Consider the following 21,240-nt stretch of genomic DNA (forward strand, 5'->3'; position numbering starts at 1 on the left):
ATAAACACAAAAAAATCCCTGATAACAGGGATTTTTGAATACGATTTTAAGTATTTTTTTATACGGTCAATGGCTTCAAATATTTTTTATCAATATAAAAAGTGCCAAAGGGTAGCAGTGAAGCTATAAATAAAATGATGAACATTTTTAAACCCCATTTTTTTTCCACACAAAAAAGAAGTGCCAAAATAACATAAGCTATAAATAGAAAACCATGGGCGTAGCCAATATAAATGTTAGGCTCTGGAATTTTAGCAAGGTATTTTAATGGCATTCCTAAACCAAATAATAAAAGATAAGAAACACCTTCTAAAATTGCTGTAAGTCTGAATATTTTAAGCATAATTTATTTTTAATATTTTGATATAAAAAATGCCGTGTTTTTAAGCACAGCATTTTATAATAATATATATTAGCTTGCTTTTTTATAAATGAATAACTTCATCATAAGCAGCAGCAACAGCTTCCATTACAGCCTCACTCATAGTTGGGTGTGGGTGAATAGCTTTTAATATTTCATGGCCTGTAGTCTCTAATTTACGAGCTACAACAGCTTCAGCAATCATATCAGTAACACCAGCACCAATCATATGGCAACCTAACCACTCACCATATTTTGCATCAAAAATTACTTTTACAAATCCATCAGGAGTTCCAGCAGCTTTTGCTTTTCCACTTGCAGAGAATGGGAACTTACCAACTTTAATATCTAAACCTTTTTCTTTAGCTTGTTTTTCAGTTAAACCAACAGATGCAATTTCAGGAGAAGCATATGTACAACCAGGTATATTACCATAGTCTAACGGCTCTACATGTAAGTTTGCTAATTTTTCAACACATAAAATACCTTCAGCAGAAGCAACGTGTGCTAAAGCAGGGCCAGGAGTAATATCTCCGATAGCATAATAACCAGGTATATTTGTTTGGTAAAAATCGTTTACTAAAACTTTATCACGGTCTGTAATAATACCAACATCTTCTAAACCAATGTTTTCGATATTTGTTTTAATACCTACAGCAGAAAGTACCATATCAGCTTCTAAAACCTCTTCGCCTTTAGCAGTTTTAACAGTTACTTTTACACCTTCACCAGAAGTGTCTACATTAGTAACTTCAGAAGAAGTCATTATTTTAACACCCGCTTTTTTGAAGCTACGCTCTAATTGTTTAGAGATATCTTCATCTTCAACAGGCACTATATTTGGTAAATATTCAACAACAGTAACATCACTACCCATTGCATTGTAGAAGTAAGCAAACTCGATACCAATTGCACCACTACCTACTACAATCATTTTTTTAGGCTGACTTTTTAAAGTCATTGCTTCTCTGTAGCCAATTATTTTTTTACCATCTTGTGGTAAACTAGGTAATTCTCTACTACGAGCACCAGTAGCAACAATAATATTTTTTGCGCTATATTCTGTTTCTTTACCATCAGCATCAGTAACTAAAACTTTTTTACCAGCTTTAAGTTTTCCGAAACCATTGATAACTTCAATTTTATTTTTTTTCATCAAAAACTGAACACCTTTGCTCATGCCTTCAGCAACGCTTCGGCTTCTTTTTACAACGGCATCAAAATCTTTATCTACATTATCAACCTTAAGACCGTAATCTTCTGCATGTTGTAAGTAGTTGAAAACTTGAGCTGATTTTAGTAATGCTTTAGTAGGTATACATCCCCAATTTAAACAAACTCCACCAAGTGATTCTTTTTCTATAATAGCGGTTTTAAATCCTAATTGAGAAGCTCTAATAGCAGTTACATATCCACCAGGACCACTCCCTAAAACAATAATATCAAAATTGCTCATGTATTTATTTTTATGATGTGTTAATTTGAAGTTGCAAAGTTACAAAACCTAAAGCAAAAAAGATATGCAGTTTTGTAAATTAGTATAACGTTTTCGTTAGAAATTTTTAGGATCTTTAATTTTAATGATTTGTATGATATGGTAATAGTAGATTTCTATTTATTAGAAAGCTAAAATTTAGTAATCTAGAAATTTTTGAAAAATGTGTATAAAACAAGAAAGACTTTTAGTAAAAAAGTCTTTCTTGTTTTATTTTGTAGGATCGAAGCCTATACTAGCAGAGTTTATACAATACCTCTGGCCTGTAGTTTCTTGCGGACCGTCATCAAAAACATGACCTAAATGTCCGCCACAATTAGCACAAACAGTTTCTACACGTACCATACCATGTGTTGTATCTTTTATATATTCTATAGCTCCTTCTTTAGCTTTATCAAAAGAAGGCCAACCACAACCACTTTCAAATTTATGCTCACTTTCAAAAAGCAAAGCATTACAGGCTTTACAATGGTAATCTCCATTTTCGAAATGTAAATTATAAGCGCCTGTATGTGGGTGTTCGGTTCCTTTTTTTCTTAGAACTTGATATTCTTTATCTGAGAGTAACGATTTCCATTCCTCTTCTGTTTTTTCTATTTCGTATTTTTTAGACATGGATTTATTACTTAGTGGGTACAAAAACTAAAGCAGCACCATTTACACAATGTCTTTTTCCTGTGGTTTCATTTGGTCCATCATTAAATACGTGCCCTAAGTGACCGCCGCATGTTGCACAATGCTCTTCGGTACGTTCATAACCAATTTTAAAATCGGTATCAAAAGCAACATTGCCTTCTATTTCACGATCAAAACTTGGCCAACCTGTACCAGAATCGAATTTATTTTCACTTTTAAATAATTCTGTATTACATCCAGCGCATTTAAAAACACCTTCTTCTTTTATTTGTAATAAAGGGCTAGAAAAAGCTCTTTCTGTACCTTCTTGACGTAAAACGAAATATTGAACTTCATCCAATTGTTTTTGCCATTCTTCTTTAGTTTTAACAACTTTAAAACTTTCTTCTTCCTCTTGAATTTCGCTCATTGAAAGCTCTTTCTCTTGAGAAACTCCCTTACAACCAGTAATGACGATTGCAATACCTAATATTAAATTCTTCAACATAGCTTTAGTTTTTACAATTTTCTTTTCAATCAAATTTACGTACGATTTTTTCAAAAGGACGTTAAAGTTATTATAATACTGAATATCATAAAAAAAGAAGCCCTACTGGCTTTACCAATAGGGCTTCTTGATTTTATTATTTTATTGGATTTTTCTACTTTAAAGTATTAAAATCTATAGTTTGGATATCGTTAGATTGTAAGCCTAACTCAGTCATTACTGCACTAAAATTAGATGTGTCAACAGTACCGATTAGATCAGAAGGTAATACCACAATTCTAAAAACTTGATTTAACATGAAATCATCAGAAATAGCATTCAAATTGTCACTTTCTACAATAATTTCTACATCAGCTAATGTATAGTTAAACCTGTATTGTAAATAACTAGTACCCTCTAAAAAAATAGTAGTAGGTAAAGGTTCCCAAATATCAAGGTTGTTATCAACACCATCTAAGCGATATACTAATACAGCATCACCATTAACTATGTCTTGATTAAATTGAACAGCAATAGTATTATCTATCTCATTAAAATCTACGTTGTCAATTTCATAAGTGTCACCAACTAGTGCATCACCATCAAAACCAGCAGGGCCTTGTGGACCTTCGCATGATATTGCAAAAACAGCTAAAAATATTCCAAGTACAGTAAGTTTTTTCATAATTCTATAATTTTTTGAGTTTTTTATTTTAAATATGAATCAAAAAGCGTTCCAGTTTTATGTAACAAGTATTTCAATTCTTATTTGTAAAACTAACGAATTAAACAATTAACTATTATCTAAACTTGATTATATTGCAGTATAATAATATAATCATATGTCAAACGTACAAGTCCATACTCTTTTTACAGAATTTGATATTAATCTTTTTAAAGCGGGAAAACATTTCAAGCTTTACGAGAAATTAGGGTCACATTTAGTTGAAGTAGATGGGGTTAGAGGGACGTACTTTGCAGTATGGGCACCTTCAGCTAATTCGGTAAGTGTTATTGGTGATTTTAATTTTTGGAATATTGGAGAGCATGAGTTAAATGTTAGATGGGATGGTAGCGGAATTTGGGAAGGCTTTATTCCTGGTATAGAAAAGGGAGCTCTTTATAAATATAATATTAGTTCTAATAACTACGGTGTAAGAACAGAAAAAGCAGATCCATTTGCTCGCTTTTGTGAGGCGCCACCTAAAACGGGTTCTGTTGTTTGGGATGGTGATTACACTTGGGAAGATACTGATTGGATGGGTTACCGAAAAGATAAAAATGGCTTAGATAAACCTTACGCTGTTTATGAAGTACACTTGGGCTCATGGAAAAGAAAGAATGATAATGAATTTTTATCTTATACAGATTTAGCAGAAGATTTAGTGAAGTATGTTAAGGAGATGAATTTTACTCATGTAGAGTTTATGCCTATTATGGAATACCCTTACGACCCATCATGGGGATATCAATTAACTGGTTATTTTGCTCCAACATCACGTTTTGGTAACCCAGAAGAATTTAAACTTTTAGTAGATAAATTACACCAAAATGATATCGGTGTAATTTTAGATTGGGTTCCATCTCATTTCCCTGAAGATGCACATGGATTAGGCTTTTTTGATGGATCTCATTTATACGAACACCCTGATAGAAGTAAAGGATATCACCCAGATTGGAAAAGTTTGATTTTTAATTATGGACGAAATGAAGTTCGTGCATTTTTAATAAGTAACGCCATGTTTTGGATGGATAAATTTCATATTGATGCGTTACGTGTAGATGCTGTAGCTTCAATGATATATTTAGATTACTCAAGAGAAGAAGGAGAGTGGGAGCCTAATATTTATGGAAATAATGAAAATTTAGAAGCTATTTCTTTTCTAAAAGAGATGAACGAGCAATTATATGCAAGTTTTGATGGTATACAGACGATAGCTGAAGAATCTACTGCTTTTTCAGGAGTTTCTAAACCTGTGAATTTAGGAGGCCTTGGCTTTGGTATGAAATGGATGATGGGTTGGATGCATGATACTTTAGAGTATTTTAAAAAAGAACCTATATATAGAACGCACCATCAGAATGATATTACGTTTAGTTTAACCTATGCTTTTTCTGAAAACTTTATGCTTCCTTTTTCACATGACGAAGTGGTGTATGGTAAAAAATCTTTACTTTACAGAATGCCAGGTGATGAATGGCAACAGTTTGCAAATTTAAGATTGTTGTTTGGTTACATGTACACACACCCAGGTGCAAAACTTGTTTTTATGGGTGGAGAATTTGGGCAATCATCAGAATGGAATTTTCAAAAAAGTTTGGACTGGCATTTAACACAATATGATTTTCATTCAGGAGTACAACAGTTAGTAAAAGATTTAAATACAGTTTATAAAACCTACCCAGCTTTATACGAAAAGCAATTTAGCACAGAAGGTTTTGAGTGGATAGATTATGGAGATGGAGCAAACTCTGTTTTAGCCTACATTCGTAAGGGGCACGATAAAAAAAATGATTTAATTATTGTTTGTAATTTTACACCTATAACACGAGAAAGTTATAGAATAGGAATTCCGAAATCATCAACTATAAAAGAAATTTTAAATAGTGATGCTAAAGTTTACGGAGGCTCTGGAGCAGCGAATAAAAAAATTAAGGTAACAAACCAAGCATCGCATAATTATAAGAATTCAATAGAAATAACACTTCCTCCTTTAGGAATTGTCATTTTACAATAGAAAAAAAACACGATCATTCAATAGTTTAAAATTGCTTGCCTTGATATATAAATATATCAAGCTAAAGTGTTTTTTTTGTTGTAATTAATTTAAGTATAAGGCTATGATCACCAATACAGAACTTGAATACAAGGGTAATCTATATCCTAATAAAATAGTAGATTTTAAACAGGATACTGATAAACTATACTTTACAACAGCAAACGGTGTAATTTTACAAGTTACAGTACTTCGTAACAGTGCTGTAAGGTTTAGATATGCCACAGATTATAATTTTGAACCAGATTTTTCTTATGCCATAAATAAAAATGGTTTAAGAGGGTATAATCAGTTAGATGTAGAAGAAACGGATACTGAATATTTGATAAAAACTATTAGAATGACTGTTCTAGTAGATAAACAAACATTAAGAGTACAGATATCTGATCCTGAAGGGAATATTATAAATGAAGATGAGCTTGGTTTTCATTGGGAAGAAAACTATGAGCATGGAGGTAATATTGTAAAAATGAGTAAAATCACCAGAACAGGTGAAAGTTTTTACGGTTTAGGTGATAAAGCCACACATTCAAATTTAAAAGGTAAAAGAGTTGAAAATTGGGTTACAGATCAATATGCATATGGTAAAGATCAAGACCCGTTATACAAAGCAATCCCATTTTATATAGGTTTAACTGATAATAAGGCATACGGAGTATTTTTTGATAATACTTTTAAAACTCATTTCGATTTTTCGCATGAAAAAAGGCATGTAACTAGTTTTTGGGCAGATGGAGGAGAAATGAATTACTACTTTATTTTTGGTCCAGAAATGGAGAAAGTAGTGCGTTTGTATACCGATTTAACAGGTACGCCAGAGTTACCGCCATTATGGGCACTAGGCTACCAACAATCTAAATGGAGCTATTATCCTGAAAGTAGAGTAAAAGAAGTTGCGAAGCAATTTAGAGATTTAAAAATACCTTGTGATGGTCTGTATTTAGATATAGATTATATGGATGGTTTTCGTTGTTTTACTTGGGATAAAAAATTATTTCCTGATCCTAAAAGAATGATTGCTGAATTAGCAGAAGATGGTTTCAAAACCGTGGTAATGATTGATCCAGGTATTAAAATAGATCGCGATTATTGGATTTATCAAGAAGCTATGGAGAATGATTACTTCTGTAAGCGTGGTGATGGACCTTATATGCATGGTAAAGTTTGGCCAGGAGAATGTAATTTTCCTGATTTTACAAATCCAAAAGTTCGTGAATGGTGGGGTGAATTGTATAAAGAGTTTATGGCTGATTTGGGTGTGCATGCTGTTTGGAACGATATGAATGAGCCAGCAGTTATGGAGGTGCCGTCTAAAACAGCCCCATTAGATACAAGACACGATTATGATGGTAATTTAACAACACATCGTAAAGCACATAACGTTTATGGTATGCAAATGGTTCGGGCAACATACAATGGGGTTAAAAAACATGTATATCCTAAAAGGCCTTTCGTAATAACAAGAGCAGCTTATGCAGGTACACAAAGATATGCTTGTACTTGGACGGGTGATAATGTAGCTACTTGGGAGCATTTATGGATAGCCAACGTGCAAATGCAGCGCATGTGTATGAGTGGGTATTCTTTTGTGGGATCTGATATTGGAGGTTTTGCAGAACAACCCGATGGAGAATTATTTGCTAGATGGATACAGTTAGGTATTTTCCATCCTTTTTGTAGAGTGCATTCTAGTGGGGATCATGGGGATCAAGAACCTTGGTCATTTGGTGATGAAGTAACAGATATTGTTCGTAAGTATGTAGAACTTAGGTATCAACTTCTTCCTTATTTATATACAATGTTTTACATGTATTCTAAAGAAGGATTGCCAATGTTAAGATCTTTAGTTTTATTTGATCAAGAAGATCATCAAACACACTTTAGAACGGATGAGTTTATTTTTGGAACTCAAATTTTAGTTTGCCCTATTCAAGAACCTAATGCGAAAGGAAGAAGAATGTATATACCAAGAGGAAATTGGTATAATTACTGGACAAAAGAATTTATAGTAGGAGGTTTAGAAAAATGGGTAGTAGCAGACATAGATATGATTCCTATGTTTGTAAAAGAAGGAGCTATGATTCCGAATTACCCAGTACAACAATATGTTGGAGAGCTTGAAATAGAAGAATTAGTGCTAGATGTATATTTTAAAGATGGGATAGAAAATTCTACAGTATATGAAGACGCTCAAGATGGCTATGATTATAAAAAAGGAAGATACAGCTTGCGTAACTTTAAGTTAAACGGTAAAGAAAATGAATTGCTTATTCAGCAGTTTAAAGATGGCACTTTTATTACATCATATAAAACGTTTGTGTTAAAATTACATGGCCTACCATTTACAATTAAATCAGTTGTAGTTGATAGTCAGAAAGTATCATTAGATGAAATAAATTTATCAGCAAATAACACTATAGAAATAAGTAAAGATTTTACAACATTACAATTACTAGATATTTAATTTTTTGTAATTTTGTTAACTAAACATTAACTATTTTAAAACACAAGTAAAAGAGTTAAGTATTTTATTTACAGTGTTTTATGATAAATAGAATTTATATATTATGAAAAAAATTATTTTAATTATTGCTATATTTTTAGGAGTTTCAGCATGTAAGACAAATCCTTTTACAGGAAAAAAAATGTTGAACATGTATCCGAATAGCCAAATTTTCCCTTCTGCTTTTGCGCAATATGATCAATTTTTAACAGATAATAATACTGTAGAAAACACATCAGAGGCTAGAATGATTACAAAAGTAGGTCAGCGGATAGCTTCTGCTGCAGAAAGATGGTTAACGGCTAACGGTTACCCTGGTTATTTGAAAGACTATAAATGGGAATATAACTTGGTAAATGATGAAACGGTTAACGCATGGTGTATGCCAGGTGGTAAAATTGTTTTTTATACAGGTATTTTACCAATTTGCGATGGTGAAACAGGTGTAGCTGTTGTAATGGGGCATGAAGTTGCTCATGCATTAGCAGATCATGGGGCACAACGTATGAGTGCAGGTACATTTCAACAAATAGGAGCTGTCGCTGGTAATGTATTGATAAAAGATCAGCAAACGCTTAATACGTTTAACCAAGCTTACGGAATAGGTTCTGAAGTTGGTATTATGTTACCTTTTAGTCGTGGGCATGAAACTGAAGCGGATAGAATAGGTCTTCAAATTATGGCAATTGCAGGGTATAACCCAGATGAAGCTGCTGATTTATGGAGAAGAATGAAAGCGAATAGTGGAGGAGAATCACAACCAGAATTTATGAGTACACACCCTTCTAATGATACTCGTATCAATAATTTAACAGAATGGGCACCTGCAGCAAAACAAGAAGCGGCAAAATTTGGAGTGACTTCTTTTGAGTAATCAAAATGAAATATATTATATTCGAAGCTGTTCTATTATAGAGCAGCTTTTTTTTTACAAGATAATGACCAACAACCAAACTATATATGGCTAAAGAGCAAGCATTAAAAGGCAGTAAAAAATTACTAAACGCTTGGGCATTTTACGACTGGGCAAATTCTGTTTATACGCTAACAATAGCGTCCTCTATATTCCCGATATTTTACTCTGCTTTATTTTCATCACCAGATCAACTTGTTGTTGCATTTGGTTTTCAAATGAAACCAACAGTTTTAATTTCTATCGTTACAGCATTTACTTTTTTAACGGTAGCAATTTTTTCTCCAATTTTATCAGGAATAGCTGATTATGTAGGAAACAAAAAAACATTTATGAAGTTTTTTTGCTATTTGGGTAGTATTGGCTGTATTGGATTGTATTGGTTTAGTTTAGATCATATTCATTTAAGTATGTTGTTCTATTTTATGGGGTTGATAGGGTATTGGGGAAGTCTGGTTTTCTATAATTCATATCTGCCAGATATTGCTTTTGAAGATCAGCAAGATAGTATTAGTGCTAAAGGGTTTTCTTTAGGGTATATAGGTAGTGTTTTTTTGCTGCTTTTAAATTTAGCAATGGTAATGAAACCAGAATGGTTTGGTTTTAATATAGGAGATACAGAAGAGTCTTTAAATGTGGCGAAATTTGAAGCCATGAAAATATCTTTTATCACAGTAGGTGTGTGGTGGATGGTTTTTAGTCAATATAGCTTTTATGTATTGCCTAAAGGCGTTTCTACAGGACATAAAGTAACAAAAGATGTTGTTTTTAATGGATTGAGAGAATTAAAGCAGGTTTGGCAAAAATTAAAACTTGATTTGCGATTGAAAAGATATTTAAGTGCATTTTTTGTATTTAGTATGGCAGTACAAACCATTATGTTAATGGCTGTTTATTTTGGAGAAAAAGAAATTAGTTGGGCAACAGAATCTGAAAAAACAACAGGACTTATAATTAGTATTTTGGTTATACAATTAGTAGCTGTTTTAGGAGCTTTTTTAACCTCTAAGGCATCTGCTAAATTCGGTAATATAAAGACTTTAATCATTATTAATTCTATTTGGCTTTGCTTGTGCTTTTATGCCTTTTTTATGGTAACACCAATGCAGTTTTATATTGCTGCAGGTTTAGTAGGTATGGTAATGGGTGGTGTACAATCTTTAGGAAGGTCTACCTATTCTAAATTTTTACCAGAAACTGAAGATTCAACATCATACTTTAGTTTTTATGATGTTGCAGAAAAAATAGGGATAGTTATTGGTATGGTTATTTTTGCAGTGGTAGATCAGGTAAGTAGCATGCGTTATGCAATACTTTTTTTATTCATATTTTTCTTAATAGGTATTATTTTACTATTAAGAGTCCCAAAAGAAAAGACCTCTTAAAACAAGAGGTCTTTAATGTAACTATTCGATTTTTGATTTCTGCGTTAGTTTTTTGTGATACTCCCAGAGCCTGATAATTTTGTATTTATTTTACTTGGTTTACCCTTGTAATAAATATCGCCAGAACCAGAAACCCTTGCTTTTATGGCTTTATTTGCGGTAACTTTAATACTAGCAGAGCCAGAAACTGTAGCTTCAACATAATCAGCATCTAAATCAAAAGCTTCAATATCTCCTGATCCCGAAATTGTAGCTTCAAATTTTTTTGTTGATCCACTTAAGTTAATATCTCCCGAGCCAGACATTGATGCTTTTGTAGATTGTGTTTCAAGTGTTAATGTGATATCTCCAGATCCAGACATGTTTGTGGTAAAACTTGAGGTTTTAATTGTTGTTTTACTTACAATATCTCCAGAGCCAGATAAAGAAATACCATCAATACTTTCAATAGGGATAGTTATTTTAACTGCATTTTTCCATTTTGAAGGTTGCAAGTTTACTCCTTTTTCAATTTTGATTACTAATTTACCTTTCTCTACTTCTAAAATAATATAGTCTAATAAATTTTCTTCACCAGTTATTGTAATATCACCTTCATTACCTTCAATTAAATCAACATCAAAAAAACCAGAAATTGCTATGTTATCATAATCAGGAGTCATTCTTTCTATGGTTTTAATAGTTCCATTTCCTTTTATTTTTTCACCTCGTTGTGCTGTACATGACCATGTGATTAGAGCAAGTAATGTTGCTATTGCGAAATTTTTCATGATTGTTTATTTTTAGATTGATTGTTTATTTTTTCGTAAAATTTATACCACCATATTCACTTGTAATGGTCATAGTATTTGAGCTGTTAGAGTTACCATAATAACCCTTATAATAATTTTCGCTAGATTTTTCTCGAGTTATATTTATTTCAAAATCATCTTTACCGCTCACTCCTGAATACTCTGTGGTTATTTCAAAATTAAAATGATAGTTCGTGTTGTAGCCAATTTTAATTCCTGTATAGTCTGTTCTAATATTTACATTACCAGCTTTTTCGGTCAATTCATCAATTTGAATACTTCCATAATCAGAAGTGATAGCTACATTACCAGATACAGAACCCATTTTGGTGTTTAAATAATCTCCGTTTCCTTCAATATTCTGTACTTTAAGTGCTTCGATTTTTCCATAGCTATTATTGTATTTCAGATTTTTCATGTCTAAAATAGTTCCGTTTGTATAATCAGAATTAATAATTAAATCTCCTGCTTTTTCAATTGTGAAGCCAGAATAGTCAGCTTTTATTTTTCCACTATTTATATATCCAATAGTAGATTTTGAAGTATAATCAAAAGATAATTCATTGTTTCTGCCATGTAATTCCCCAATCTCTAGTCGTCCATAATCACATTTAATTTTAGCATGACCATCGATTCGGTCTAAAATTATGTTTCCATAATCATTATTTAGGTGAACATTATTTTTGATTGGGACTTTAATAATATAGTTCACTTGCATGTTTACATTGTTGTTATTGTTTCCCCAACTCCAGCTCCAACTATCTTTATTTTCATCAAAAACAGTTCTAGCAGATACGATGCTGTTATTTGCTTCAAATTCAACATTAATATCGTCTAGTTTTCTTTCTACCTTTTCAAGGTTGTTGCCATTAACTTTAATATGTACCTCTATAACAACTTTGTTTTCAGCCCAAGAAGTAATATTTAAATTACCGTAGCTGTTCGATATTTTTAGTAGCGCATCAGCATTAACATTGTATTCTTTTTTAATTGTTTTTTCTTTGGTGTGTTTTCCTCTTAAAATACCATCGTTGGCATTTAGCCCTAGTGGTAAACTAAGTAGGGTAATTACTATTATTTTATATAATTGAATTTTCATCAGTTGATTTTTTTATTAATTTAATTTCTTCTATCTGGCTTAAAACATCTTCCAGTAAATCTATTCTAGTTTGAAAATTGGTAATCATAGCACTTAAAATTAACTTACTATTTCCACCTTTTATCAAATCATTTTCTATGCCTTTATAATTTGTTTCTAGTTTAGATAGCTGTGCCATTGTATCGGCAATTATCTTTTTAGTTTCTGGCGAACTTTCATTCTGCAATTTTGCAACTTCTTGTTCTATTAAGTTTGCAAAATAAAATTCTGTATTTGATATTTCTGGTGATATTTGAACAATCTGATTATTTAGATTTGAATTGGTATTGAAATAAATAAAACCTAAGCTGCATAGCAATAAAACACTTGCTGCAATTGACAAGTATCTAAATTTATGATCCTTCTTTTTCGGAAGTTGAATCGTTTTATTATTCGAATTTAATTTTTCTAAAAATCGTTGTTGATGCCCTTGAGTAGGTTTTTCTGTGTCAAAAGACCCTTGGAGCTGATCAAACAAATTATCTATATTATCTTTTTTCATAATTAATCAGCAATTAATTTTTTACGCAAACTCTCTTTTGCTCGTGAAATTGTAGTTCTGCAATTTGCATTACTTATATTCATAATTGTACTTATTTCTTCATAGTCATAGCCTTCAATTAAATGTAAGGTCAAAGAAATTCTGTAACTGTCTTTTAATCTTTTCATGGTTTCCATCACTTTTTGAGCCTTTTGTTCGGTAAACACATAATCAGAAGCAATCCCGTCATTATCTTCGACCTTATAGATTACATCGTCCAGAGCAACTTCATTTTTTTTCTGTTGCTTTCTGTACTGATAAATACTATTGTTTATTACAATGCGCTTTAACCAGGATCCAAATGTTACTTCGCCTATAAAACTCTCTAGTTTGGTAAATGCACTCAAAAACGATTCTTGCATAACATCTTCGGCAATGGCACTGTCTTTTACAATTCTAATAGCTGTGTTGTACATAGCTTTATAATAGCGATTGTAAACTTCGAGTTGGGCGCTTTGTTTTCCTTTTAAACACAAAAGCAATAAAGCATCAATATGTTCTTTTTTGTGGCTCAAAAAATGGTTGTTTTGTAGTAATGATGATTTATTTTGGGTAATGTTACACTTTTTTTAAAAAACTTTTTGTTTGTTGGCATAAGAATTGCTTTTTATTAAGTAGAAAAGAAAATTGTATGTGTTAAAAGACCGTATGTGTGGTCTTTAGTGCGTATTATATCAATTATTTACTAATTAGATTTCTTCACTACGGTGACAGAATGACCGAAATAAAACTATGGGAAATTCTAAATTTTCAAATTTTGACAATATGTCGTTGCAAGGTATTGATGAAGATTCTGAGCTGATTCCGTTATTAACAGCAGAAGATGAAGAGGAAATGAACAATGAATCTTTGCCAGAAACATTACCAATATTACCTTTAAGAAATACAGTGTTGTTTCCAGGAGTTGTTATTCCTATTACAGCAGGTAGAGATTCTTCTATCGCATTAATTAAAGAAGCCAATAATGGGTCAAAGGTTATTGGTGTGGTTTCTCAAAAAGATGGTGATACGGAAGAACCAGGAATTGATGATATCAATACATTAGGTACTGTAGCTCGAATTTTAAGAGTATTGCAAATGCCAGATGGTAATACAACTGTTATCATACAGGGTAAAAAACGTTTTGAAGTAGCAGAAGTACTTACTGAAAAGCCGTATATGACGGCTACTATTCGTGAGGCGAAAGAAGATAGGCCAGATGCATTAAACCCAGAGTTTAACGCTATTATTGAGTCTGTTAAGGAGCTTGCTTTAAAAATTATTAAAGACAACCCTAATATACCTAGTGATGCATCATTTGCTATAAAAAATATTCAGAGTAACTCTTTCTTAATCAATTTTGTGTCATCAAACTTAAGTGTTGATGTAAAAACAAAACAAGAGTTGTTAGAAATTCCGAGTTTGCAAGAACGTGCATTAGCGATGTTAAAGTATATGAATGTTGAACTTCAGAAGTTAGAGCTGAAGAATGATATTCAATCAAAAGTACGTACAGATTTAGATCAACAACAACGTGAGTACTTTCTTCATCAGCAAATGAAAACTATTCAAGAAGAGTTGGGTGGTGTTTCATATGATGAAGAACTTGATGAAATGCGCACTAAAGCAAAAAAGAAAAAATGGGGAAAGAAAGTTAATGACCATTTCGTTAAAGAGCTTTCTAAAATGCAGCGTATGAACCCGCAAGTAGCGGAGTACAGTATTCAACGTAACTATTTAGAGTTGTTTATAGATTTGCCTTGGAATGAGTTTTCTAAAGATAAATTTGATTTAGCTCGTGCTCAGAAAATACTAGATAGAGATCATTACGGATTAGAAGATGTAAAACGTAGAATTATAGAATATTTAGCCGTTTTAAAACTTCGTAATGATATGAAATCGCCAATTTTATGTTTTTATGGCCCTCCAGGGGTTGGTAAAACATCATTAGGTAAGTCTATAGCAGAAGCTTTAGGTAGAGAATATGTACGTATGTCATTAGGTGGTTTGCGCGATGAAGCGGAAATTAGAGGGCATAGAAAAACATATATAGGTGCAATGCCGGGTAGGATTATTCAAAGCCTTAAAAAAGCAGGTAAGTCTAATCCAGTATTCATTCTTGATGAAATAGATAAGCTCTCTAATAGTAGTCAAGGAGATCCTTCTTCAGCTATGTTAGAAGTTTTAGACCCTGAGCAAAATAGTGAGTTTCATGATAATTTCTTAGAAATGGGTTACGACCTATCTAAAGTTATGTTTGTGGCAACAGCTAATAATATAGGTAACATTCAACCGGCTTTAAGAGACCGTATGGAAATGATACCTGTAAGTGGTTATACTATTGAAGAAAAGGTAGAAATAGCAAAAAGACATCTATTACCAAAACAATTAAAAGAACACGGATTATCAAATAAACACTTGAAAGTAGCAAAACCTCAGTTAGAAAAAATAGTTGAAGGATATACTAGAGAATCTGGAGTACGTGGTTTAGAAAAACAAGTTGCTAAGGTGGTACGTAACACAGCTAAAAATATAGCTATGGAATTGGAGCACAATGAAAAATTGACCTCTGAGGATGTTGTAACTATTTTAGGTCCAGCTCGTATGGAGCGTGATAAATATGAAAATAACGATGTTGCTGGTGTTGTTACAGGTTTAGCTTGGACAACTGTTGGAGGAGATATTCTTTTTATAGAATCTATTTTATCTAAAGGAAAAGGAACCCTTTCTATTACAGGTAACTTAGGTAAGGTGATGAAAGAGTCTGCTACAATTGCTATGGAGTACATAAAATCTAATGCAGAGCTTTTTGGAATAAATCCTGAAATTTTTGAGAAGTACAATGTGCATATTCACGTGCCAGAAGGTGCTACACCTAAAGATGGACCAAGTGCAGGTATTACTATGTTAACTTCTTTAGTTTCTTTGTACACGCAAAAGAAAGTTAAAAAGAACATAGCAATGACAGGTGAAATTACTTTAAGAGGTAAAGTGTTGCCTGTAGGTGGTATCAAAGAAAAAATACTAGCAGCTAAACGTGCTCGTATTAAAGAGTTAATACTTTGTGAGGAAAACCGTAGAGATATTTTAGAAATAAAGGAAGACTATTTAAAAGGACTTACCTTTCATTATGTTTCAGATATGCATGAGGTAGTTGATTTGGCTATTACCAACCAAAGTGTGAAAAATGCTAAAAAGCTGTAATAAGCTATTTTAAAATAATAATTGAAAGGGAAGTTATTGTTCTAATAGCTTCCCTTTTTTGTTAAAAAACTAAAAAGGCTAACCATATAAAAGATCTTTATTTATATTTTTATAATATGCAAAAAATAACAGTCGCAATAGATGGGTTTTCATCTACAGGTAAAAGTACTATAGCTAAACAATTGGCGAAAGCTCTAGGTTATATATATGTAGATACAGGTGCAATGTACAGAGCAGTTACGCTTTTTGCTATGCGAAATAATTTAATGGGCGCAGGTGTAAATAACCAATCGACCTTAATAAAATTATTGCCTAAAATAAATTTAAAATTTGTTTATAATGACGAACTAGGCTTTGCAGAAATGTATCTTAATAATGAAAATGTAGAAAAACAAATCAGAACATTAGAAGTCTCTAAAAATGTGAGTCCCGTTGCTGCAATAGAAGAGGTGAGGTTCAAACTTGTAGAGATGCAAAAGAAGATGGGAAAAGAAAAAGGCATTGTAATGGACGGTAGAGATATCGGTACTGTTGTTTTTCCTGATGCAGAATTAAAATTATTTATGACAGCTTCTGCAGAAAAAAGAGCATCAAGGCGTTATAAAGAATTATTAGATAGGGGAGATGATGTTAGTTATGAAGAGGTTTTGAAGAATGTTCAAGATAGAGACTACTTAGATTCTCACAGGGAGTTTTCGCCATTAAAACTAGCTCCAGATGCTATAGAATTTGATAATAGCGATATGGGACTTAAGGAGCAGTTTGAAAGAATATTTAATTACGCAGAAAGAGTAATTAATAAAAAAGACGCTCAATAGAGCGTCTTTTTGTTTTGTAAATCCTTTTTGTTATTACAAATTAGGAATTACTAACTCTTGATCTGGCTGAATAACATCAGGATTTTTTAAGATGTTAGTATTTGCTTCAAATATTTTAGTGTACTTCATAGCATCACCATAATATTGTTTAGCAATTTTACTTAAAGATTCTCCACTTTTAACAGTGTGTCTGTGATATACAGATTCGTCAGTAACAGAAATGTTAGCTTTTACATCAGATGCATTTTCGCCACCTAATTCTTTAATTTTATCCCAAATAAGGTTTTTCTCGTAAGGTGTATTCGCTTCACCTTTTATGTTTAAAACGCCACCTTCTTCAGATACGTCACCATTTTTAATTCCTAATTCTTCTCCAAGGTTTAAAACACCTTGATATTTAGCTTTTACGCTCATGTTTATTTATTTTAATAGTTATTTTAATAACTTAAATATACAAAAATTAGTATAAAAATTGATCAGTAAAGTTGATTAAAAATTTCTCTTTTTATTATTCTGTTTTATGTTAGATAATTAGCTTGTGTATTTTTGAAAAAATGCTTAATTTTGCACACCTTTTTTAAACTAGTACAATTAAGAGGAAAAAGGGAAGTTTAAACAAAAACAATGTATAACACTTTTGTAATATAAGTTTTAACTCTTATACGTATTGCAAAATACAAATTATTAATCAGCAAATGGCTGAAGACAAAAAACAAGCTGAGGCAGCAGAAGCTGTTGAAGCAAAAGTACAGGCACCTGTACAAGATCCTCAAGAATTTTTAGAAAACTTTAACTGGACAAAGTACGAGCAAGGTATTGAGCAAGTTGATGATGAAAAACTTAAAGAGTTTGAAACATTAGTAGCTGAAAACTTTGTAGATACAATGGATGAAGAAGTAGTTCAAGGTACTGTTGTTTATTTAACAGATCGTGAAGCTATTATCGACATTAACGCAAAATCAGAAGGTGTTATTTCACTGAATGAATTCCGTTACAATCCAGATTTAAAAGTTGGTGATAAAGTTGAGGTTCTTATTGACATTCGTGAAGATAAAAGTGGTCAATTAGTATTATCTCATAGAAAAGCCAGAACTATTATGGCTTGGGATAGAGTTAATGCTGCTCACGATAAAGAAGAAATCGTTAATGGTTTTGTTAAGTGTAGAACTAAAGGTGGTATGATTGTAGATGTTTTCGGAATCGAAGCATTCTTACCAGGTTCTCAAATTGACGTTAAGCCAATTAGAGATTACGATCAGTACGTAGGTAAAACTATGGAATTCAAAGTAGTGAAAATCAACCACGAGTTTAAAAACGTTGTTGTTTCTCATAAAGCACTTATTGAAGCTGATATCGAAGAACAGAAAAAAGAAATCATTGGTCAACTAGAAAAAGGACAAGTATTAGAAGGTGTTGTTAAAAACATTACTTCTTATGGTGTGTTTATTGATTTAGGTGGTGTTGATGGTTTAGTACACATTACCGACCTTTCTTGGTCTAGAATTAACCACCCGAACGAGGTTGTTGAGTTAGATCAGAAATTAAATGTTGTAATCCTTGATTTTGATGATAACAAATCAAGAATCCAATTAGGTCTTAAGCAATTAGAGAAGCATCCTTGGGAAGCTTTATCTGACGAAATTAAGATTGGTGACAAAGTTAAAGGTAAAGTAGTTGTTATTGCTGATTACGGTGCATTTATCGAAGTTGCTGAAGGTGTTGAAGGATTAATTCACGTTTCTGAAATGTCATGGTCAACTCACTTACGTTCTGCTCAAGATTTCGTAAAAGTTGGTGATGAGGTTGAAGCTGTAGTATTAACTATGGATCGTGACGATCGTAAGATGTCATTAGGTGTTAAACAAATGACTCCAGACCCATGGACTGATATTACAACTAAATACCCTGTAGGTTCTAAGCACAATGGTGTTGTTAGAAACTTTACAAACTTTGGTGTATTCGTTGAATTAGAAGAAGGTATTGATGGATTAATTTACATCTCTGATTTATCTTGGACTAAGAAGATTAAGCATCCATCTGAATTTGTTACTGTTGGTGATAAATTAGATGTTGAGGTGTTAGAGTTAGATGTTCAAGGACGTAAATTATCTTTAGGTCATAAACAAACAACTGATAATCCTTGGGATAAGTACGAAACTGAGTTTGCTTTAGATACAGTACATACAGCAACTATTGCTGATATTGTTGATAAAGGTGCAACTATCGATTTCAATGATGACATTCAGGCATTTATACCTACACGTCATTTAGAGAAAGAAGATGGTTCTAAACTAGGTAAAGGTGATTCTGCAGAATTTAAAATCATTGAATTCAATAAAGAATTCAAGAGAGTTGTTGCAAGTCATACTGCTATATTCAGAGAAGAAGAAAAGCGTAATGTGAAAGCTGCGGTTAAAAAGGCTGCTGCACAAGCGGACGAAGCAAAACCTACTTTAGGTGATGCTAACGAAGCATTACAAGCGTTAAAAGATAAAATGGAAGGTAAGACTAAATAGTCTTTTTCATAATAATCTTAATCTGCTTAGTGTAGATTTTAAAAGCCCGAACATTTGTTCGGGCTTTTTTTATTTTAATAAATTAGCCATAATTTAAAGTTTATTTTTTAAAGCGTAATTTGTTAAAAAATCTAAATAATATAAATATTAAATGAAATCTATTTTAGTGTCAAATTTTAAAAGATAATTTGATACTTTTGTAAATAGAATTGTATCGCATGAGTCAAAAAGTATTGCTTTCTTCAAAAGAGATAAACATTATCTTGCATCGTTTGGCTTGTCAGCTTTTAGAAAACCATTTAGATTTTAAAAATACTGTCCTTGTTGGTATTCAGCCACGAGGCACCTATTTAGCACAACGACTTAACGATCTTTTAAAGAATGATTACGGTGTTGAAAAGATAGACCTTGGTTTTTTAGATATCACCTTTTATAGGGATGATTTTCGTAGAGGAGATAAAACTCTAGAAGCAAATAAAACAAATATCAATTTTTTAATAGAAGATAAAAATGTTGTTTTAATTGACGATGTTTTATTTACTGGTCGTAGTATTAGATCAGCTTTAACCGCAATACAATCTTTTGGGAGACCAAAAGAGATAGAATTACTTACATTGATAGATAGAAGGTTTAGTAGACATTTACCAATACAACCTAATTATAGAGGCAGACAAGTGGATGCTATAAATAATGAAAAGGTGAAAGTAATGTGGAAAGAGAATGATGGGGAAGATATGGTTTACCTGTTAAATACAACGCCTTAAATAACTAAAAAAAGGAATACAAGAATATGAGCGAATTAAGTGTAAAACACTTGTTAGGAATTAAATATCTTAAAGAGCAAGATATTCAGCTCATTTTTGAAACTGCCGATCATTTTAAAGAAGTAATAAATAGATCTATAAAGAAAGTACCATCTTTAAGAGATATTACGATAGCGAATGTTTTCTTTGAAAATAGTACAAGAACAAAACTCTCTTTTGAACTTGCAGAGAAAAGATTATCCGCTGATGTTATTAATTTTTCAGCAGGTCAATCATCAGTAAAAAAAGGAGAAACATTAATTGATACAGTAAATAATATTCTTTCTATGAAAGTGGATATGGTGGTTATGCGCCACCCTAATCCAGGAGCAGGAATATTTTTATCGAAACACGTAAACGCTTCTATCGTAAATGCAGGTGATGGTGCCCATGAGCACCCAACACAAGCCTTATTGGATTCGTACTCTATACGTGAAAAATTAGGAGATGTAGCAGGTAAAAATGTCGTAATTGTGGGTGATATTCTACATTCACGAGTAGCGCTATCAAATATATTTGCATTAAAACTACAAGGTGCTAATGTGAAAGTTTGTGGACCTAAAACATTAATTCCTAAGCATATTGAATCTTTAGGGGTAACGGTAGAATCTGATCTTAGAAAAGCTTTAAATTGGTGTGATGCTGCAAATATGCTTCGCATTCAGAATGAAAGATTAGATATTAGTTACTTTCCGACAACACGAGAATATACCCAGCAGTTCGGAGTAAATAAAAAACTACTAGATAGTTTAGATAAAGAAATCGTTATTATGCACCCAGGTCCTATTAATAGAGGTGTCGAAATTACTAGCGATGTAGCAGATTCTAAACAATCAATTATACTTAATCAAGTAGAAAATGGCGTAGCTATTCGTATGGCTGTTATTTATTTATTAGCTTCAAAAATAAAATAG

At 32.1% G+C, this 21,240-nt stretch carries 19 protein-coding genes; 9 read left to right on the forward strand and 10 right to left on the reverse strand.

The window, feature by feature from the left end; translation table 11 throughout:
• Positions 1-58: 58 nt before the first annotated feature.
• The 5 genes from H0I23_RS03310 to H0I23_RS03330 form a co-directional block, all read right to left on the reverse strand.
• Positions 59-343, reverse strand: coding sequence for a DUF3817 domain-containing protein (locus H0I23_RS03310; RefSeq protein WP_216785047.1), 285 nt, complete (start codon positions 341-343; stop codon positions 59-61).
• Between the two features lie 82 nt (positions 344-425).
• Complete coding sequence (lpdA, locus tag H0I23_RS03315) at positions 426-1,817, reverse strand: dihydrolipoyl dehydrogenase (protein WP_216785048.1); 1,392 nt, start codon at positions 1,815-1,817, stop codon at positions 426-428.
• Between the two features lie 249 nt (positions 1,818-2,066).
• The gene (msrB, locus tag H0I23_RS03320) at positions 2,067-2,471 is read right to left on the reverse strand and encodes a peptide-methionine (R)-S-oxide reductase MsrB (protein WP_216785049.1); all 405 of its coding nucleotides are present in this window, start codon (positions 2,469-2,471) and stop codon (positions 2,067-2,069) included.
• A gap of 7 nt (positions 2,472-2,478) precedes the next feature.
• A complete protein-coding gene (gene msrB, locus H0I23_RS03325) occupies positions 2,479-2,979 on the reverse strand; it encodes a peptide-methionine (R)-S-oxide reductase MsrB (protein ID WP_216785050.1) in 501 nt (166 codons plus the stop codon).
• 154 nt (positions 2,980-3,133) lie between these two features.
• Entirely contained in the window at positions 3,134-3,643 is a 510-nt protein-coding gene (locus H0I23_RS03330) for a hypothetical protein (protein WP_216785051.1), read from the reverse strand.
• 157 nt (positions 3,644-3,800) lie between these two features.
• Between H0I23_RS03330 and glgB the strand changes: the two genes are divergently transcribed.
• The 4 genes from glgB to H0I23_RS03350 all read left to right on the forward strand — a co-directional run bounded on the left by glgB (position 3,801) and on the right by H0I23_RS03350 (position 10,536).
• A complete protein-coding gene (glgB, locus tag H0I23_RS03335) occupies positions 3,801-5,696 on the forward strand; it encodes a 1,4-alpha-glucan branching protein GlgB (protein ID WP_216785052.1) in 1,896 nt (631 codons plus the stop codon).
• A gap of 103 nt (positions 5,697-5,799) precedes the next feature.
• Entirely contained in the window at positions 5,800-8,199 is a 2,400-nt protein-coding gene (locus tag H0I23_RS03340) for a glycoside hydrolase family 31 protein (RefSeq protein WP_216785053.1), read from the forward strand.
• 103 nt (positions 8,200-8,302) lie between these two features.
• Positions 8,303-9,112 (forward strand): M48 family metallopeptidase, encoded by an 810-nt coding sequence (locus H0I23_RS03345; protein ID WP_216785054.1) that lies wholly within the window; start codon positions 8,303-8,305, stop codon positions 9,110-9,112.
• Positions 9,113-9,198: 86 nt separating this feature from the next.
• Positions 9,199-10,536: an MFS transporter gene (locus H0I23_RS03350; RefSeq protein WP_216785055.1), complete on the forward strand. Its 1,338-nt coding sequence runs from the start codon at positions 9,199-9,201 to the stop codon at positions 10,534-10,536.
• Positions 10,537-10,580: 44 nt separating this feature from the next.
• On the opposite strand, the gene H0I23_RS03355 is transcribed toward H0I23_RS03350, so the two are convergent.
• From H0I23_RS03355 to H0I23_RS03370, 4 genes are read right to left on the reverse strand one after another with little or no spacing between them, the layout of a single operon-like run.
• A complete protein-coding gene (locus tag H0I23_RS03355; protein ID WP_216785056.1) occupies positions 10,581-11,306 on the reverse strand; it encodes a head GIN domain-containing protein in 726 nt (241 codons plus the stop codon).
• 25 nt (positions 11,307-11,331) lie between these two features.
• The gene (locus H0I23_RS03360; RefSeq protein WP_216785057.1) at positions 11,332-12,426 is read right to left on the reverse strand and encodes a hypothetical protein; all 1,095 of its coding nucleotides are present in this window, start codon (positions 12,424-12,426) and stop codon (positions 11,332-11,334) included.
• A complete protein-coding gene (locus H0I23_RS03365; RefSeq protein WP_216785058.1) occupies positions 12,407-12,967 on the reverse strand; it encodes a hypothetical protein in 561 nt (186 codons plus the stop codon). The genes H0I23_RS03360 and H0I23_RS03365 overlap by 20 nt, the downstream gene beginning before the upstream one ends.
• 2 nt (positions 12,968-12,969) lie before the next feature.
• Positions 12,970-13,521, reverse strand: a complete 552-nt coding sequence (locus H0I23_RS03370) for an RNA polymerase sigma factor (protein WP_216785059.1) — start codon at positions 13,519-13,521, stop codon at positions 12,970-12,972.
• Positions 13,522-13,738: 217 nt separating this feature from the next.
• On the opposite strand from H0I23_RS03370, the gene lon reads away from it, so the two are divergent.
• Together lon and cmk are read left to right on the forward strand one after the other, a co-directional pair.
• Positions 13,739-16,189 (forward strand): endopeptidase La, encoded by a 2,451-nt coding sequence (gene lon / locus H0I23_RS03375; protein WP_216785060.1) that lies wholly within the window; start codon positions 13,739-13,741, stop codon positions 16,187-16,189.
• A 116-nt stretch (positions 16,190-16,305) separates the two neighbouring features.
• Positions 16,306-17,007 carry a (d)CMP kinase gene (gene cmk / locus H0I23_RS03380; protein WP_216785061.1) on the forward strand — a complete coding sequence of 234 codons (702 nt, stop codon included), beginning with the start codon at positions 16,306-16,308 and terminating at the stop codon, positions 17,005-17,007.
• Positions 17,008-17,040: 33 nt separating this feature from the next.
• Here the strand turns inward: cmk and H0I23_RS03385 are convergent, their stop codons facing one another.
• Positions 17,041-17,421, reverse strand: coding sequence for a LysM peptidoglycan-binding domain-containing protein (locus H0I23_RS03385; protein ID WP_216785062.1), 381 nt, complete (start codon positions 17,419-17,421; stop codon positions 17,041-17,043).
• A gap of 281 nt (positions 17,422-17,702) precedes the next feature.
• Between H0I23_RS03385 and rpsA the strand changes: the two genes are divergently transcribed.
• The 3 genes from rpsA to H0I23_RS03400 all read left to right on the forward strand — a co-directional run bounded on the left by rpsA (position 17,703) and on the right by H0I23_RS03400 (position 21,240).
• Positions 17,703-19,523, forward strand: a complete 1,821-nt coding sequence (rpsA, locus tag H0I23_RS03390; protein ID WP_216785063.1) for a 30S ribosomal protein S1 — start codon at positions 17,703-17,705, stop codon at positions 19,521-19,523.
• Between the two features lie 218 nt (positions 19,524-19,741).
• Positions 19,742-20,287 (forward strand): bifunctional pyr operon transcriptional regulator/uracil phosphoribosyltransferase PyrR, encoded by a 546-nt coding sequence (gene pyrR, locus H0I23_RS03395; RefSeq protein ID WP_216785064.1) that lies wholly within the window; start codon positions 19,742-19,744, stop codon positions 20,285-20,287.
• A 26-nt stretch (positions 20,288-20,313) separates the two neighbouring features.
• On the forward strand, positions 20,314-21,240 hold the full coding sequence (locus H0I23_RS03400; RefSeq protein ID WP_216785065.1) for an aspartate carbamoyltransferase catalytic subunit: 927 nt from the start codon (positions 20,314-20,316) through the stop codon (positions 21,238-21,240).

Origin of the sequence: Cellulophaga sp. HaHaR_3_176 (genome assembly GCF_019021925.1) — a bacterium.
Taxonomy (GTDB): Bacteria; Bacteroidota; Bacteroidia; order Flavobacteriales; family Flavobacteriaceae; genus Cellulophaga.

Excerpts from the sequence above, each read along its gene's own strand:
- msrB (WP_216785049.1), bottom strand. The coding sequence starts at position 2,471 with ATGTCTAAAAAATACGAAATAGAAAAAACAGAAGAGGAATGGAAATCG.
- H0I23_RS03345 (WP_216785054.1), top strand. The coding sequence starts at position 8,303 with ATGAAAAAAATTATTTTAATTATTGCTATATTTTTAGGAGTTTCAGCA.
- H0I23_RS03310 (WP_216785047.1), bottom strand. The coding sequence starts at position 343 with ATGCTTAAAATATTCAGACTTACAGCAATTTTAGAAGGTGTTTCTTAT.
- rpsA (WP_216785063.1), top strand. The coding sequence starts at position 17,703 with ATGGCTGAAGACAAAAAACAAGCTGAGGCAGCAGAAGCTGTTGAAGCA.
- H0I23_RS03385 (WP_216785062.1), bottom strand. The coding sequence starts at position 17,421 with ATGAGCGTAAAAGCTAAATATCAAGGTGTTTTAAACCTTGGAGAAGAA.
- lon (WP_216785060.1), top strand. The coding sequence starts at position 13,739 with ATGGGAAATTCTAAATTTTCAAATTTTGACAATATGTCGTTGCAAGGT.
- H0I23_RS03340 (WP_216785053.1), top strand. The coding sequence starts at position 5,800 with ATGATCACCAATACAGAACTTGAATACAAGGGTAATCTATATCCTAAT.
- H0I23_RS03330 (WP_216785051.1), bottom strand. The coding sequence starts at position 3,643 with ATGAAAAAACTTACTGTACTTGGAATATTTTTAGCTGTTTTTGCAATA.
- glgB (WP_216785052.1), top strand. The coding sequence starts at position 3,801 with ATGTCAAACGTACAAGTCCATACTCTTTTTACAGAATTTGATATTAAT.
- H0I23_RS03355 (WP_216785056.1), bottom strand. The coding sequence starts at position 11,306 with ATGAAAAATTTCGCAATAGCAACATTACTTGCTCTAATCACATGGTCA.
- lpdA (WP_216785048.1), bottom strand. The coding sequence starts at position 1,817 with ATGAGCAATTTTGATATTATTGTTTTAGGGAGTGGTCCTGGTGGATAT.
- H0I23_RS03350 (WP_216785055.1), top strand. The coding sequence starts at position 9,199 with ATGGCTAAAGAGCAAGCATTAAAAGGCAGTAAAAAATTACTAAACGCT.
- pyrR (WP_216785064.1), top strand. The coding sequence starts at position 19,742 with ATGAGTCAAAAAGTATTGCTTTCTTCAAAAGAGATAAACATTATCTTG.
- H0I23_RS03360 (WP_216785057.1), bottom strand. The coding sequence starts at position 12,426 with ATGAAAATTCAATTATATAAAATAATAGTAATTACCCTACTTAGTTTA.
- cmk (WP_216785061.1), top strand. The coding sequence starts at position 16,306 with ATGCAAAAAATAACAGTCGCAATAGATGGGTTTTCATCTACAGGTAAA.
- H0I23_RS03400 (WP_216785065.1), top strand. The coding sequence starts at position 20,314 with ATGAGCGAATTAAGTGTAAAACACTTGTTAGGAATTAAATATCTTAAA.
- msrB (WP_216785050.1), bottom strand. The coding sequence starts at position 2,979 with ATGTTGAAGAATTTAATATTAGGTATTGCAATCGTCATTACTGGTTGT.
- H0I23_RS03365 (WP_216785058.1), bottom strand. The coding sequence starts at position 12,967 with ATGAAAAAAGATAATATAGATAATTTGTTTGATCAGCTCCAAGGGTCT.